This is a genomic window from Sphingomonas sp. ACRSK (genome assembly GCF_022346685.1).
GTDB lineage: Bacteria > Pseudomonadota > Alphaproteobacteria > Sphingomonadales > Sphingomonadaceae > Sphingomonas > Sphingomonas molluscorum.
Genome location: NZ_JAKRNR010000007.1, coordinates 58,960 through 73,643 on the forward strand (window position 1 = coordinate 58,960; position 14,684 = coordinate 73,643).

Here is a 14,684-nt window from a genome sequence, read left to right on the forward strand (position 1 = left end):
CGGCGCGCAACCCGCAGGATCGCCAAACGGCTGCGCTTACAGGACCAGTCCAGCGGCGGGATCAAACCCGGCCATGATGTTGAGGTTCTGCACCGCGGCACCTGCCGCTCCCTTGCCGAGGTTGTCCAGCGTGGCGAGGAGCCGCAACTGGCCGGTCACGGCATTGCCGAAGACGCGCACGGTCAGCCGGTCCGATCCGGCATTTTCCTCAATCGATACGGTCGGCGCCTCCGCCGACCCGACACGAACGACGGGAGAGCCACGATAGGCGTCCTGGAGCGCACTCTCGATCGCCGGGAGCGTGGGACGGGGCGTCATCGCGTGGAGCGGCAGCGGAACTTCCACCACCATGCCGCGATAGGTGTTCGCGACGGCGGGGGTGAAGATCGGCGGATGCGCGAGTCGTGCGTGGCGCTGCATCTCGGCGACGTGCTTGTGGCCGAGCGCCATTGCATAGGCGCGGAACGCCGGCGGGTTCGGCTGCTGATACTCCTCGATCATCGATCGACCGCCGCCGGAAAAGCCGGAGACGGCATTCACGCTGACGGGCCAGTCGTGCGGAATGAGGCCGGCCCGGACGAGCGGGCGTACCAGCGCAAGGAAACCGGTGGGATAGCAGCCCGGGTTCGCCACCCGTGCGGCTTCGGCGATCAGGGCCGGCTGGGCAGGTTCCAGTTCCGCCATTCCATAGACCCAGCCCTCGGCCGTTCGATGCGCGGTCGAGGCGTCGATCACGCGCGTGCGATCGTTCTCGATCAGCGACACGGCCTCGCGAGCAGCGTCGTCGGGCAGGCAGAGGATGACGAAATCGGCGTCGTTCAGCGCTTCCCGCCGCGCGACCGGATCCTTGCGCCGACTGTCGTCGAGCGTGACCAGCGCGATTTCAGGCCGGCCGGCCAGTCGTTCGCGGATCTCGAGACCGGTGGTACCGGCGGCACCGTCGATGAATATGGTCGCGGTCAAGGCTGCCGCCTCCGGACAATAGGACCATGGGTGGCGATCAACGCCGCGATGGGTGCCCGTCCGACGCCCGTCGCGCCGACATGAACGGCGTTCTGCGCATCCACCACGACTGCCGCATCGTTCTGGAAGAAGAGGATCTGGCCCCGCACGAAGGGCGCGGTCTCGGCCAGGTTCATCCCCATCTGCGTCGACTGGAGATCCAGGAAGCGGGGCGCTTCGATCCCGGCAAGCTGAAGCGAGAGAAAGACCAGCCCCGCGGTGTCGAGGCCGGCGCCCGAGCGGCCACCAGGACGCGCTGGGGCGCCCACCAGGCGCTCGGCTGCCGCCGCGATGTCCAGGGAAAGAACGTCGAGCGGCAGTAGCGCGTCGGCGTCGATATAGCCGCCGTCCACTTCGAACGCCGATTCGCCGGAACGAAGCGCAGCCACGCAGTTCCCCATCGCCAGCTCGCCGACGCTGTTGCTGTCGAGCGACGGCAGCGCCCGAACCTTGGCGTTTCGCACGGCGACAATGTGGGTCGGTGCCCAGAATGCCGTGAAGACGTCCGCGTCGACAAAGCCAACGCTCCCGTCGACCGGCGATACGCCCCAGATATGGTTGCCGGAGAATTCCAGAGCGTCGAAGGGTTCGCCCGCAAGCACTTCCGAACGCACGCTTTCCAAGACGCCGGCCTGCGCCAGAACCGGTGTGCTGCGGCCCGCGGTGCGCGGCACGGACAGGGCGTAATGCGGCGCGAACACGCGCGTTGCGAGGCGGATGTCGGCTAGGTCACGGCGCGCGGCATCGACGCGCGCGTCCAGGATCGAAGAGCGTCCCGCGAGCGAAAACCGGCTACGCGGTTGCCCTTCGGGCAACGAGCTCGCTGACTCGATCGTCCGCGAGGAAATGCCCGAACTCTGCAAGAAAATCTGCCCCTTCGCTGGTTTGTGCGACGAAGATGTTGCGTTTGTCCGCCTCGTCGCGCTGACGGCGCAGATACCCGAGGGTGCCCAGCCTGTTCAAGGCGCGCGTGACGACCGGCTTCGACACGTTCAATGCCCGCGCCAAGCCGCGCACCGTATGCGGGCCCGGCTCGAGATAGACAAGCAGCATCAGCGCCATCTGGCGATTGGTCAGGTCGGGTTCACCGGACCGGACGTAATCGACCAGTCCGCGCATCCACCTCCCGAGCGAGTTCTCGGAGAACGGTTTCACGTTTTCTCCCATGACGTTATGCTTCGTCCGCGCTGGAGCTGACCGGGAGATGAACGCCCTTGGGAGGGGCAAGTTTCCCGCCGCTTGCGAAATGTTACGGGTGCGTCGATCCGTTCCGGTTGATCCCCCGCCTGCGCTCGCCTATGTCGCCGCCATCCCAGAAAAATTCGGATCGCTGTCCCGACATGTTCACCTTCCTGCTCGTCGTTCATGCCATCATCGCTGCGCTCCTCGTGACGGTGATCCTGATGCAGCGTTCGGAAGGGGGCGGCCTGACCACGGGCGGTAGCCCGTCGGGTCTGATGTCGGCACGCGGCGCGGCCGATTTTCTCACGCGCTCCACTGCGATCCTGGCGGGGCTGTTCATCGCGATGAGCATCCTGCTCGCCGTGCTGGCGGCTACGCGGCACGATGCTATCGACACGTCGCTCGCCCGCCCGACGGCACCTGCGGCCGCTCCCGCGGCACCGACCGCTCCCGCGGATGCAGGGGCGCCCGCGAACCTCGCGGCTCCGGCTCCGGCCGAGAACGGCGCGGTTCCGATCGCCCGCTAACCTTCTTTTTTCAAACCATCCGTCGCTTTTGTTGAGCGCGCGAGGCATCGCGCGCTTGCGCAGCACGGCTGCTACACGTTAGGCGTTTCCTCCCATGGCGCGGTATATTTTCATCACCGGCGGCGTGGTATCGTCGCTCGGCAAAGGACTCATGGCAGCCAGCCTCGCGGCGCTGCTTCAGGCGCGGGGCTACAAGGTCCGCATCCGCAAGTTCGATCCGTATCTGAACGTCGATCCCGGCACGATGTCGCCCTATCAGCACGGTGAGGTCTATGTGACCGACGACGGCGCGGAGACCGACCTCGATCTCGGTCACTACGAACGGTTCACGGGCGTCGCGGCGCACCAGTCGGATAACGTCACCTCGGGGCGGATCTATCAGCAGATCATCGCGCGCGAGCGGCGTGGCGACTATCTGGGCGCCACCGTCCAGGTGATCCCGCATGTGACCGATGCGATCAAGGCGTTCGCGCAGGCGGACACCGACGATCTGGACTTCGTGCTCTGCGAAATCGGCGGCACCGTCGGCGACATCGAGTCGCTGCCGTTCATCGAGGCGATCCGTCAGCTCAAGAACGAACTCGGCCGCGGCCAGTCGATCAGCGTCCATGTGACGCTGGTGCCCTATATCTCCGCAGCCGGCGAGTTGAAGACCAAGCCGACCCAGCATTCGGTTCGCGAACTCGCAGCGCTCGGAGTGCAGCCGGACGTGCTGGTCTGCCGTTGCGAGCAGCCGCTGCCGGAGGGCGAGCGCGCCAAGATCGCGCTGTTCTGCAACGTTCGCAAGGAAGCGGTCATCCCGGCGCTCGACGCGTCGAGCATCTATGCGGTGCCGCTCCAGTATCACGGCGAAGGGCTCGACTCCGAGGTCCTGCGCGCCTTCGGCATCGAACCGGGCGAACCGCCCAGGCTCGATCGCTGGTCGAACATCGTCGAGCGACTTTCCAACCCCGAGGGCGAAGTGACGGTCGGCGTGGTGGGCAAGTACGTCGGCCTCCCCGACGCGTACAAGTCGCTGCACGAGGCGCTGGTCCACGGCGGCATCGCCAACCGGGTGAAGGTCAACGTTCGCTGGCTCGACGCCGAGCTGTTCGAGCGCGACGAGGAGACGATCGCCAGCCAGCTCGAGCCGATGCACGCGATTCTGGTGCCGGGCGGCTTCGGCGAGCGCGGGTCCGAGGGCAAGATCGCCTCGGTCCGCTTCGCACGCGAACGCGCGGTGCCGTTCTTCGGGATCTGTCTCGGCATGCAGATGGCGTGCGTCGAGGCAGCGCGGGAGCAGGGGATCGCCAAGGCATCGACCACCGAGTTCGGGGCGACCGAGGAGCCGGTGGTGGGTCTGATCACCGAGTGGATGTCGGAAAAAGGTCTGGAGAAGCGCGAGGCCGGCGGCGACCTTGGCGGCACGATGCGCCTCGGTGCCTATCCGGCGAAGCTTGCCGGCAACAGCGTCGTCGCGTCGATCTACGGCAGCACCGAGATCAGCGAGCGGCACCGTCACCGCTATGAGGTGAACACGCATTATCGCGACGTGCTGGAGCGCGGCGGCCTGGTGGTGTCGGGCACCTCGCCCGACGAGACGCTTCCCGAGATCGTCGAGCGGCCGGATCACCCCTGGTTCGTGGGCGTCCAGTTCCACCCGGAGCTCAAGTCGAAGCCGTTCGATCCGCACCCGCTGTTCGCGAGCTTCATCGAGGCCGCAGTCCGGCAGTCGCGGCTCGTCTGAGCGGGAAGGGCTGGCATCGCGCCAGCCCCGGACATGCAAAGGGCGCCCGGGCCATCGCCCGAGCGCCCCTGCTTCGGCGCGCAAGGGAGCGACGCGCCTTAGTCGGTAAACTGGATCAGGCGGCCTGTGCCTCCTGATGGTCATCGGCCGGACGGTGCTCCACGGCCGGAGCCGCACCCGTCGAGACCGCAATCTTGCGCGGCTTCATGGCTTCCGGAACCTCGCGAACCAACTCGATCACGAGCAGGCCGTCGGCGAGATTGGCGCTTTCCACCCGCACGAAGTCGGCGAGTTCGAAGCGACGCTCGAAGCTGCGGTTGGCGATGCCAAGGTGCAGGAACGCACTACGCTGTGCATCCGTCTCGGCGGCCTTCTTGCCGGTCACCAGCAGCATGTTCTGCTGTGCGGTGATATCGATCTCCTCGGGCTTGAAGCCGGCGACCGCGAGCGTGATGCGATAGCGGTCCTCAGCCAGGCGCTCGAGGTTGAACGGCGGGTAATTCTCCGACGAGGCCTGCCGGGCCGAAGCCTCCAGCATGTCGAAAAGGCGATCGAAGCCGATCGTCGAACGGCGGTACGGGGTGAAATCGAACTGGCGCATGCAAATCCTCCATTGAGCAAGTTGCTTGTCTGGGACGCCGGCATCTGCCCGGCTCCCGAGCGACCCCGAAGGCATCGCTCATCAGAGGATTTGGTGAACGGGATCGGCCTTTCAAGAGGATCGACGGAACCCGAAACGACAAACGCTCGGACCGTTTCCGATCCGAGCGCCTGCGTGACGATCGCTCGTCAGCCCCCTTGTCAGCTTCCTGCCCGCGCGCTGCTTCCCTTTAAGGACAGCGGGGCTTGAAAGCCTCCCCGAACCACGGCCTGTTTGCCTGCGTTTCGTGGGGACTTGCTACGTCGCGCGCCGGACCTTGTCACCAGCCTGCGCCGCTCTCCTAAGAGAATCGCTTAACCGTGTGTTCATTCGGCAACAGGGCAGATTGCCTCTCTCCGCCACGCCACCTACAGGCGTGCTCATCTGTTTCTCTTGCGAGACCTGCCCAGCCGATGCTCCTGTCCAGCTACGAGCGCATGATCGCCCGACGCTACCTCCTGCCCGGAAGGGGGGAGGCGTTCATCGCCCTCGTCGCCGGGATCAGCCTGATCGCCGTGATGCTGGGCGTTGCCGCCCTGGTGATCGTGATGAGCGTGATGAACGGCTTTCGAGCGGAGCTGTTCGACAAGATCGTGGGATTGAACGGCCACGCGGTGGTGCAAGGCTACAACGGCGTGCTGCGGGACTGGCGGCAGGTTCTGGACGACGCGCGCAAGACGCCCGGCGTGACTTCGGCAACCCCGCTGATCGAGCAGCCGCTGTTCGCGACGCTGGAAGGCAGGTCCGATTTCGTGCTGGTGCGCGGCATGGAGGTGCCGGACATCCTGGGCAATCCCACGATCCGCGACAATGTGAAGGCCGGCTCGCTCACTTCGCTCGTGCCCAACAGCGGAACGGTCGCGATCGGGTCGCGCCTAGCGGAGTCCCTGGGCGCGTCGGTGGGAAGCGACATCTCGATCATCAACCCGCAAGGCCCGGCGACGCCTTTCGGTACCGCGCTCCGGATGGTGAGCTATCGGGTCGGAGCGATCGTCGAAGTCGGCGTCTACGACTATGACAAGGCGTTCGTCATCATGCCGATGGAGGATGCGCAGACCCTGCTGATGCTCGGTGACGGCGTGAACATGGTCGAGATCAACACCAACGATGCCGATCGGGTCGAGCGCATCTTGGCGCCGCTGGCCGACAAGGTGGGTGCGCGCGGGCGGTTGGTCGACTGGCGTCAGCTCAATTCCCAGCTGTTCGAGGCGCTCGCGGTCGACCGCATCGTCACCTTCACCGTGCTGTCGATCATCATCCTGGTCGCCGTGTTCAACATCCTGTCGTCGCTGATCATGCTCGTGCGCGCCAAAACGCGCGATATCGCGATCCTGCGGACGATGGGGGCAAGCAGGGCGAGCCTGCTGCGGATCTTCATGACGGTCGGCACCACCGTGGGGGCGCTCGGCGTCGGGGCAGGGCTCGTGCTGGGCTTCGTGTTCCTCCACTTCCGCCAGAGCGTCGTCGGGTTCATCGGGCTCGTGACGGGCCAGAACATCTGGGACCCGACCGTCCGCTTCCTGACCACGCTGCCGTCGAAGGTCGATCCGGTGGAAATCACCGCCATCTCCGTCGTCGCGCTGCTGCTGGCCTTCCTCGCCACGCTGTATCCGGCCCTCAAGGCCGCCAACACCGATCCCGTGCAGGTGCTCCGTTATGACTGATCCCGTCCTGCAGACCCAGGAGCTGCGCCGCAGCTTCACCCAGGGCGAACAGACGATCCACGTGCTGCGTGGCGTCGACCTGGTGGTCCAGCGCGGCGAGATCGTCGCCCTCCTCGGGCCGTCGGGTTCGGGCAAGTCGACCCTGCTCCAGGCGGTCGGCCTCCTCGAAGGCGGGTTCGAAGGATCGATCCGGATCGCCGGCGTCGAGGCGGCGCGCCTGGACAGCGCCGGACGCACGGCGATGCGGCGGGAGCGGCTGGGCTTCATCTACCAGTTTCACCACCTGCTGCCGGATTTCAACGCGGTGGAGAACGTCGTGCTGCCGCAGTTGATTGCGGGAAGCGATCGGCCGAACGCCGAGGCACGCGCGCAGGCGCTGCTGACGGCATTGGGGCTTGGCCATCGACTGGGGCATCGCCCCAGCCAGCTGTCGGGCGGCGAACAGCAGCGGGTGGCGGTGGCGCGTGCCTTGGCCACGCAGCCGGCCCTCGTGCTCGCGGACGAGCCTACCGGCAATCTGGACGAGGCGACGGCCGATGTGGTCCTGGCCGAGTTCCTGCGCCTGGTGCGCCATGAGGGGTCGGCCGCGCTGATCGCCACGCACAACGAACGCCTCGCCCAGCGAATGGATCGTGTCGTGCGCCTACACGAAGGCAAGCTGGACTGAGCAGGAGCCGCCGATGACCACGATCACCGAACTTCCCGTGACGCGTTCGGACGGCAGTGTCGGCACGCTTGCCGACCATGCCGGCGAGGTCCTGCTGATCGTCAACGTTGCGTCGAAGTGCGGTTTCACGCCGCAGTACGAGGGGCTCGAGGCGCTGCAGCGGGGGTATGCGCACCAGGGCTTTTCGGTGCTGGGGTTCCCCTGCAACCAGTTCGGCGCCCAGGAGCCCGGCGACGCGGCGGAGATCGCGAGCTTCTGCTCGCTGACCTATGATGTCACCTTCCCCTTGTACGCGAAGATCGACGTCAACGGGGAGAATGCAGCACCGCTATTTCGCGCTCTTGCGGCCGAGGCTCCAGGCTTGCTTGGCAGCAAGTCGATCAAGTGGAACTTCACCAAGTTCCTGGTGGATCGCTCCGGCAAGGTGGTGGCGCGCTATGCTCCCACCACCAAGCCAGAGGCGATCGCCGCAGATATCGAGCGTCTGCTCGGCGCCTGATCGTTCAGCGGGATACGTCGAAGGCGGGTGCTCCCGCGCGGTGGCTGATCGCACTCGCGATCGCCGTGATGCCGCCGAGCAGGAAGCTGAAGCCGAGGATGTAGCCCGGCAGGGTCAGCGCGGAGAACGGCACGGTCGCCAGGATCAGGATGGCCAGCACTAGATTGACCGCGCCGAGGACTAGCATCAGCCCACGGAGCCGCCGCAGCTTCAGGCCCCAGCGAATTTCCATCAGCCCGCGCACCGCAAGCCAGATCGCCACCAGCAGGGTCAGAGAGATCGCGCCGGCGACCGGGCGGAACATCAGCATCAGGCCAACGATGACCGACAGGATGCCGTAGGCGATCGAATAGCCGCGGACGTCATGTCCTCTCCCCGCGAAGCCCGCAATGATCGCGAGGACGCCGGAGATCAGGAAGAAGCTTCCAACCACGATCGTGACCGCGATGGTGGCGGAGAAGGGCCAGGCGAAGGCGAGCAGCCCTAAAATGGCAGAGGCGATCCCATAGAGGAGGATCCAGCCCCACCCGGCGCCTGTCCCGGGAAAGGCGGTAAACGGATCCTGGGGGGAAGTTCGAAAATCGGCCATCGCGCAACTCCCGTTCGGTTCGGACCAGAACGGCGGGTCGTAGCGGACGTTCCACCGGTCGGCGCGCTGGAAGAATCACGCGATCTCGGCTAGGCATCGGGCATGCCGCATTCCGGGTTCGTACCACTTCGCACCTTTTCCTCCTTCACCATGCTCGAAGGCGCGATCGATCCCAAGGTGATCGCGAAGAAAGCTGCCAAGCTCGGGTTTCCCGCGATCGCACTGAGCGACCGTAACGGCCTCTACGCGGCGATGGCATTCTCGGACGCCTGCAAGGCCGAGGGCGTGCAGCCGATCATCGGCACCCTTCTCAGCGTCGCGCGCCCGGTGCCGGAGGGGGTGGAGCCGCCGCTCGACTGGCTGGCCCTCTACGCGCAGGACATGCGCGGCTACGAAAACCTCTGCGCGCTGGTGTCGAAGGCGCATCTCGATCGCCCGGTCGAGATCCCCGCCCATGTGCCACTCTCGGCGCTTGAAGGGTGCACCGATGGCCTGCTGGCGTTGACCGGGGGCGGCGAGGGGGCGCTCGCCCGTCTCTTCGCGGAGGGGCAGGAGACAGCCGCCCTTGCCTACGCGGACAAGCTGGAGGCGCTGTTCCCCGGCCGGCTCTACGTAGAGCTGTGCCGGCGGAACGAGGAGATCGAGCAACGGGCGGAGGCGGCGCTGCTCGATCTGGCGTATGACCGCAACCTGCCGCTGGTCGCCACGAATCCCTGTTGCTTCGCGGATCCCGATTTCCACGAGGCGCACGACGCGATGCTCTGCATTGCGAGTTCCAGCTATGTCGCGAGCGAGGATCGCCAGCGGAGTTCTCCCGATCTCTGGATGAAGCCCGCGGACACGATGCGGGCGCTGTTCGAGGACCTGCCGGAGGCGATCGCGAACACGCTGGTGGTGGCGCAGCGCTGCGCCGTGGCTGCTCCGAAGCGCAAGCCGATCCTCCCCAGCCTGGCCGGTGATCGCGAAGGCGAGGCGACGCGGCTGCGCGAAGACGCCTTCGCCGGGCTCGTGGCGCGGCTTCGCAAGATCGTGGAACTGGAAGACGGGGAAGGGACGGAGCTTGACGAACCCGCCTTGCGCGCGCGCTTCCCGGAGTATTTCGAACGTCTGGAGTTCGAGGTCGGCATCATCATCCAGATGGGCTTCCCCGGCTACTTCCTGATCGTCGCCGACTTCATCAAATGGGCCAAGGACCACGACATTCCCGTGGGGCCGGGCCGTGGTTCGGGCGCAGGCTCCGCGGTCGCCTGGGCGCTCACCATCACCGACCTCGATCCCATCAAGCTCGGACTGCTGTTCGAACGCTTTCTCAACCCGGAACGCGTGTCGATGCCCGACTTCGACATCGACTTCTGCGAAACGCGGCGTGGCGAGGTGATCCGCTACGTCCAGGGCAAGTACGGCCGCGATCAGGTGGCGCAGATCATCACCTTCGGTAAGCTGAAGGCGCGCGCGGTGTTGAAGGACACGGGCCGCGTACTGCAGATGAGCTATGGCCAAGTCGATCGACTGGCCAAGTTGGTCCCGAACCACCCCACCGATCCGTGGACGCTCGAACGCGCGATCAACGGCGTCAGCGAGCTTGCGCACCAATATGAGCGGGAGGACGATGTCCGCCGCCTGCTCGACCTCGCGATGCGGCTTGAGGGCCTGCCACGCCACAGCTCCACTCACGCCGCCGGCGTGGTGATCGGGGACCGGCCACTGGCCGAGTTGGTGCCGCTGTACCGCGACCCCCGCTCGGACATGCCGGTCACCCAGTTCGACATGAAATATGTCGAGGGAGCGGGGCTGGTGAAGTTCGACTTCCTCGGCCTGAAGACACTGTCGGTTCTGAAGAAGGGCGTGCAGCTTCTCGCGAAGCGCGGGGTCACCGTCGACCTGGACAGCCTGCCGTGGGACGATGAGGGCGTCTACGCGCTCCTCCAGCGCGGCGAGACGGTCGGCGTGTTCCAGCTGGAATCGGAAGGCATGCGCCGCACGCTGACGGCCGTGCGGCCGACCAATTTCGGCGACATCATCGCGCTCGTGTCGCTCTATCGGCCGGGTCCGATGGACAACATCCCCAGCTTCGGCGCGCGCAAGGCGGGTCGCGAGGAAATCGTCTATCCGCACGACCTGCTCGAGCCGATCCTGAAGGAGACCTACGGGATCTTCGTCTATCAGGAACAGGTGATGCAGGCCGCCCAGATCCTGGCCGGCTACAGCCTGGGCGGCGCCGACATGCTTCGCCGCGCGATGGGCAAGAAGGTGCAGGCGGAGATGGACGCGCAGCGCTCGATCTTTGTCGAGGGCTGCGCCAAGGTGAACAACATTCCCGAGGCGAAAGCCAACGAGCTGTTCGACTTGATCGACAAGTTCGCGGGCTATGGCTTCAACAAATCGCACGCGGCCGCCTATGCGCTGCTCGCCTACCAGACCGCCTGGCTGAAGGCGCATTACCCGCACGAGTTCTTCGCCGCGTCGATGTGCTTCGACATGGCGCAGACCGACAAGCTCGCCATCTTCGTCGACGACATGAAGCGGCTCGGCATCGCCTGCCTGGGGCCCGACCTTAATGCGAGCGAGGCGGAGTTCGACGTGCAGCCGCACGGCGACGGACTGGCGGTTCGCTATGCCCTCGCGGCGCTCAAGGGCGTGGGCGAGCGGGCGATGGAGCTTCTGGTCGAGGAGCGCCGCGCAAACGGTCCTTTCAAGACGCTGGACGACTTCGCCCATCGCGCCGACCCGCGGCTGCTCAATAAGCGCCAGCTGGAAACGCTCGCTTCCGCCGGTGCCTTCGACAGCATCGTGCCCGATCGCGCCGCGGTGGCAGGCGCTGCCGAGATCGTCCTGGGCGTTGCGGCGCGGACGCAGGAGAACAAGCTGAGCGGCCAGGGCGGCTTGTTCGGCATCGGCGGCGGCGCGGCCGAGCCGGCGATCCGACTGCCGGATGCGCACTGGTCGATGACGCAGGCGATCTCGGCAGAGCGCGAGGCGTTCGGCTTCTACTTCTCTGCCCATCCGCTCGACCGCTATGCGCATCTCGCAAAGGTCCATGGCGCGCGCAGCATCGCGGCGCTCGCCGACACGCCGGTGCCGGAGGGCGGTCGTTCGGGGGCTACGGTCGCCGCATTGGTCGAGGATGCACGCTGGCGTACGTCCGCGCGCGGCAAGCGGTACATGATGGCGACCCTGTCGGACGCGAGCGGCCAGTGCATCGCCACCTGCTTCGAGGATGCCGCCGCCGATGCGCTGGAGGAAGCCAGCAAGCTCGGCGGGTGCGGGCTCATGACGCTCGAACTCGATCGTCGGCCGGGGGACGAAAGCGCGCGCGTGACGGTGAAGGCGGTGAAGCCGTTCGAGGCGCTGGCAAACAGCGTCCGACTCACCCTCGAACTCAAGGTCGAGGACGCCACGGCGCTCCCGGCGCTGGCGACCCTTTTGGCCGGACACCGGGGTGCGCGGGGTGAGGTTTGGGCCGAAGTCGCCGCAGCGGGCGAGACCACGGCGCATCTGCTGCTGGGGCGCGACTATCTGCTCGACGGGGAACTCACCAGCCACGTCGAACGCCTTCCTGGGATCACCTCCGCCAATCTGCGCGCGGCCGACTCGAAACGGCTGGCGGCCGTCGCCTGAAGCTCAGCCGGCTACGACCAGCTTGACCAGCCGCCCGGGCGTGAGCGTGGGCGTGTCCTCAAGACCGTTGAGGGTCACGAACCGCTCCCGCTGGTAGCTCGGATAGGCCATCTGGCGCGCGAGGCTGTCGATCGTGTCGCCGGCTTTCACCGTCACGATGCGGATCCGCTTCCCCTTGATCGCGGCGGCTGCCTGCGGGGACAGTTGCGCCACGCTGGACACCATGCTCGCAAAGGCGCCGAGGCGATTGCCGGAGGGCGTCACCACGAGAAAGTAGTAAGTCGCCGACGGAAAGCGATACGCCACGACGGTCGCGTCCACCGCACGGCCGTTGCTAGTGGCGGAGACGGTGCCCTGCACCATCTGAAGCCCGTTCACCTCGCTGGTCCGCAGTTCGACACCGGACGTATCCCGAGCGCCAAGTTCCCCCAGGCGCGCTCGCACGAAGCCGGGCAGGTCGCTGGTGGCGGCCGCGGCCCGGAACTGCGCTTGTCCACCGGTTCCCGCCACTGTCACCGCATCGGTGCCGTTGTCGATCTTGTAGCCTGTCGGGGCGGTAAACTGCAGCCGCAGCTGCGGATGGCGGAAGGTCTGGCCGTCGATGATCCCCTGTGCCGGATTGTCGTCATACGGAAGTCCATCGAGCATTCGCAGAAACGCGGTGTCCTGAACGTTCGAAGCGGGTGCGGCCCGCATCTGCTGCGCAAGCTGGCGGGCGCGGGCGACACGATCTTCGCCGTTCGGATGGGTGCTCGCCCAGGTCGGCACCGCATCGGCCTGCCGTCCCTCGATCCGCGCGGCGAGCGTCTGGTCATCGTTCAGCTGGCGAAGCATCGCGGACATACCATAGGGGTCATAGCCCGCAGCGGTGGCGTAGCGGACGCCCAGGCCGTCCGCTTCATACTCCTGCGACCGACTGAATCCGAGGGTGTAGAGCTGTGTTCCGGTGCTCGCGATGCGCCCTAGGACGTCGCTGCCGGTGAGCCAGCCTACTCCCGCCGAGAGAAGGCCGCCCAAGGTCGCTCGCGTGTTGCGCTTGTTGGAATGCCGCGCGGCAACATGCCCGACCTCGTGGCCGAGCACCGCGGCGAGTTCCGCCTCGCTGTTCATCAACGCGAGCAACTGACGCGTGACATAGACATAGCCGCCGGGGATCGCGAATGCGTTCTCGACCGGCGAGTCGAGCAGGGTCACCGTGAAGTCGCCCTGCGCGTTCGAGAGACCGGACTGGACGGCCACGCGCTTGCCGACCCGTTCGACGAACGCCGCCTGAGGCCCTGTATAGGCGCCGCCGAACTCCGACAGCAGTTGGGGATGGGCCTGCGCACCCTGAGCCTTGTCGGACCGGGAGATGGTGCGGGCTGTCTGTGCCGAGGCAGGAAGCGTCGGCGTCACGATCAGGGCGGTAGCGACCGCCGCGGCTATGTAGGTACGGGTCATGGCGTCTCCGGGGTGGAGAGCGCGCGGAGCCCCCGGCGGTTCCCTCATCGCCCGCTTAGTCGAACAGATCGCCCTGCGGTCCCCTCGGCCGGCGAAACCGGTCGCAGTTCAGCGGCGCACGTCCGCGTTCCAGTCCGTAGCGGCGGATCGCGATGCGGAACCGGGTCCGCATCAACTCGGCCCAGGGGCCCGAGCCCTGCATGCGCGTGAAGAAGTTCGGATCGTTGACCCGCCCGCCGCGTAAGGAGCGGATGATTGCCATCACCTTTTCGGCACGGTCCGGGAAATGCGTGTCGAGCCATGCGCGGAACAGCGGGGCGACCTCCCAGGGCAGACGGACGGGGAGAAAGAAGGCGCCGCATGCGCCCGCGGCCGCCGCCTCTTCCAGGATGCGCTCCAGCTCTCCATCGGTGATCGCGGGGATCACCGGGGCTACGGAGACGGAGCAGGGGATTCCGGCTGCGGTGAGGGCGGCCACTGCGGCGAGCCGCTTGCGCGGGTGCGGCGCGCGCGGTTCGAGGGTGCGGGCGATCACAGGATCGAGCGAAGTGATCGACATCGCTACGGAGACGAGGCCCTTCGTCGCCATCGGCGCCAGTAGATCCAGGTCGCGCACCACGCGGTCGGACTTGGTGGTGATGGTCAGCGGATGGTCGCACTCGGACAGCACCTCGATGCATGCCCGAGCAATCCGCCAGTCGGCTTCGATCGGCTGATAGGGATCGGTGTTGGTGCCGAAGGCGATCGGCCGGACCTGGTAGCCGGGCTTCGAAAGCTCGGCCCGGAGCAGCGCAGGCGCATCCGGCTTGGCAAACAGCCGTGTCTCGAAGTCGATGCCCGGGGACAGATCATGAAAGGCATGGCTCGGCCGCGCGAAGCAGTAGATGCAGCCGTGCTCGCAGCCATTGTAGGGATTCACCGAGCGATCGAAGCCGATGTCGGGCGACCGGTTGTAGCTGATGATCGTGCGCGGCGTGAGCAGGCCCACGCTGGTACGCACCGGCGGTGGCGCACCGTCGATCGCCTCGCGGGCATCCAGCCAGTCGCCATCCACCTCCCGCTCCGGCAGGTTGAAGCGGGTGCTGGTGGTGTTGATCGTTGCGCCACGGGCAGTGCGAGCCATGACGCAG

Annotated in this window: 13 protein-coding genes; 6 read left to right on the forward strand and 7 right to left on the reverse strand. The window is 66.6% G+C overall.

All coding sequences use genetic code 11. From position 1 onward, the window contains the following. Positions 1 to 36: 36 nt before the first annotated feature. The 3 genes from argC to MHZ35_RS05620 are packed head-to-tail and all read right to left on the reverse strand — an operon-like array spanning position 37 to position 2,121. Positions 37 to 963: an N-acetyl-gamma-glutamyl-phosphate reductase gene (gene argC, locus MHZ35_RS05610; RefSeq protein WP_239434723.1), complete on the reverse strand. Its 927-nt coding sequence runs from the start codon at positions 961 to 963 to the stop codon at positions 37 to 39. Further along, the gene (locus MHZ35_RS05615) at positions 960 to 1,817 is read right to left on the reverse strand and encodes a hypothetical protein (RefSeq protein ID WP_239434724.1); all 858 of its coding nucleotides are present in this window, start codon (positions 1,815 to 1,817) and stop codon (positions 960 to 962) included. Before MHZ35_RS05615 ends, argC begins: the two co-directional genes overlap by 4 nt. Continuing rightward, entirely contained in the window at positions 1,795 to 2,121 is a 327-nt protein-coding gene (locus MHZ35_RS05620) for a MarR family transcriptional regulator (protein ID WP_125959725.1), read from the reverse strand. Before MHZ35_RS05620 ends, MHZ35_RS05615 begins: the two co-directional genes overlap by 23 nt. A 221-nt stretch (positions 2,122 to 2,342) precedes the next feature. Here MHZ35_RS05620 and secG point away from each other — a divergent pair, with 221 nt between their 5' ends. Both secG and MHZ35_RS05630 read left to right on the forward strand, forming a co-directional pair. Further along, positions 2,343 to 2,711 carry a preprotein translocase subunit SecG gene (gene secG / locus MHZ35_RS05625; RefSeq protein WP_125959585.1) on the forward strand — a complete coding sequence of 123 codons (369 nt, stop codon included), beginning with the start codon at positions 2,343 to 2,345 and terminating at the stop codon, positions 2,709 to 2,711. 94 nt (positions 2,712 to 2,805) lie between these two features. Then, positions 2,806 to 4,437, forward strand: a complete 1,632-nt coding sequence (locus MHZ35_RS05630) for a CTP synthase (protein WP_239434725.1) — start codon at positions 2,806 to 2,808, stop codon at positions 4,435 to 4,437. A gap of 115 nt (positions 4,438 to 4,552) precedes the next feature. On the opposite strand, the gene MHZ35_RS05635 is transcribed toward MHZ35_RS05630, so the two are convergent. Next, positions 4,553 to 5,038, reverse strand: coding sequence for an Hsp20 family protein (locus tag MHZ35_RS05635; RefSeq protein ID WP_239434726.1), 486 nt, complete (start codon positions 5,036 to 5,038; stop codon positions 4,553 to 4,555). Between the two features lie 452 nt (positions 5,039 to 5,490). Here MHZ35_RS05635 and MHZ35_RS05640 point away from each other — a divergent pair, with 452 nt between their 5' ends. The 3 genes from MHZ35_RS05640 to MHZ35_RS05650 are packed head-to-tail and all read left to right on the forward strand — an operon-like array spanning position 5,491 to position 7,907. After that, a complete protein-coding gene (locus tag MHZ35_RS05640; RefSeq protein WP_125959588.1) occupies positions 5,491 to 6,741 on the forward strand; it encodes a lipoprotein-releasing ABC transporter permease subunit in 1,251 nt (416 codons plus the stop codon). After that, positions 6,734 to 7,408, forward strand: coding sequence for an ABC transporter ATP-binding protein (locus tag MHZ35_RS05645; RefSeq protein WP_239434727.1), 675 nt, complete (start codon positions 6,734 to 6,736; stop codon positions 7,406 to 7,408). Before MHZ35_RS05640 ends, MHZ35_RS05645 begins: the two co-directional genes overlap by 8 nt. Before the next feature lie 13 nt (positions 7,409 to 7,421). Next, positions 7,422 to 7,907: a glutathione peroxidase gene (locus MHZ35_RS05650; RefSeq protein ID WP_239434728.1), complete on the forward strand. Its 486-nt coding sequence runs from the start codon at positions 7,422 to 7,424 to the stop codon at positions 7,905 to 7,907. Positions 7,908 to 7,911: 4 nt separating this feature from the next. Here the strand turns inward: MHZ35_RS05650 and MHZ35_RS05655 are convergent, their stop codons facing one another. Next, complete coding sequence (locus tag MHZ35_RS05655) at positions 7,912 to 8,496, reverse strand: HdeD family acid-resistance protein (RefSeq protein WP_239434729.1); 585 nt, start codon at positions 8,494 to 8,496, stop codon at positions 7,912 to 7,914. Between the two features lie 102 nt (positions 8,497 to 8,598). Between MHZ35_RS05655 and dnaE the strand changes: the two genes are divergently transcribed. Continuing rightward, positions 8,599 to 12,114: a DNA polymerase III subunit alpha gene (gene dnaE, locus MHZ35_RS05660; RefSeq protein WP_239434730.1), complete on the forward strand. Its 3,516-nt coding sequence runs from the start codon at positions 8,599 to 8,601 to the stop codon at positions 12,112 to 12,114. Between the two features lie 3 nt (positions 12,115 to 12,117). Here the strand turns inward: dnaE and MHZ35_RS05665 are convergent, their stop codons facing one another. Beyond that, on the reverse strand, positions 12,118 to 13,554 hold the full coding sequence (locus tag MHZ35_RS05665) for a M48 family metalloprotease (RefSeq protein WP_239434731.1): 1,437 nt from the start codon (positions 13,552 to 13,554) through the stop codon (positions 12,118 to 12,120). A 55-nt stretch (positions 13,555 to 13,609) separates the two neighbouring features. Beyond that, positions 13,610 to 14,677 (reverse strand): PA0069 family radical SAM protein, encoded by a 1,068-nt coding sequence (locus MHZ35_RS05670; protein WP_239434732.1) that lies wholly within the window; start codon positions 14,675 to 14,677, stop codon positions 13,610 to 13,612. Between the last annotated feature and the right edge of the window lie 7 nt (positions 14,678 to 14,684).

Coding starts and splice junctions, on each gene's coding strand:
- MHZ35_RS05665 (WP_239434731.1), bottom strand. CDS start 13,554: ATGACCCGTACCTACATAGCCGCGGCGGTCGCTACCGCCCTGATCGTG.
- MHZ35_RS05620 (WP_125959725.1), bottom strand. CDS start 2,121: ATGCGCGGACTGGTCGATTACGTCCGGTCCGGTGAACCCGACCTGACC.
- MHZ35_RS05650 (WP_239434728.1), top strand. CDS start 7,422: ATGACCACGATCACCGAACTTCCCGTGACGCGTTCGGACGGCAGTGTC.
- MHZ35_RS05670 (WP_239434732.1), bottom strand. CDS start 14,677: ATGGCTCGCACTGCCCGTGGCGCAACGATCAACACCACCAGCACCCGC.
- dnaE (WP_239434730.1), top strand. CDS start 8,599: ATGCCGCATTCCGGGTTCGTACCACTTCGCACCTTTTCCTCCTTCACC.
- secG (WP_125959585.1), top strand. CDS start 2,343: ATGTTCACCTTCCTGCTCGTCGTTCATGCCATCATCGCTGCGCTCCTC.
- MHZ35_RS05655 (WP_239434729.1), bottom strand. CDS start 8,496: ATGGCCGATTTTCGAACTTCCCCCCAGGATCCGTTTACCGCCTTTCCC.
- MHZ35_RS05630 (WP_239434725.1), top strand. CDS start 2,806: ATGGCGCGGTATATTTTCATCACCGGCGGCGTGGTATCGTCGCTCGGC.
- MHZ35_RS05635 (WP_239434726.1), bottom strand. CDS start 5,038: ATGCGCCAGTTCGATTTCACCCCGTACCGCCGTTCGACGATCGGCTTC.
- MHZ35_RS05645 (WP_239434727.1), top strand. CDS start 6,734: ATGACTGATCCCGTCCTGCAGACCCAGGAGCTGCGCCGCAGCTTCACC.
- MHZ35_RS05640 (WP_125959588.1), top strand. CDS start 5,491: ATGCTCCTGTCCAGCTACGAGCGCATGATCGCCCGACGCTACCTCCTG.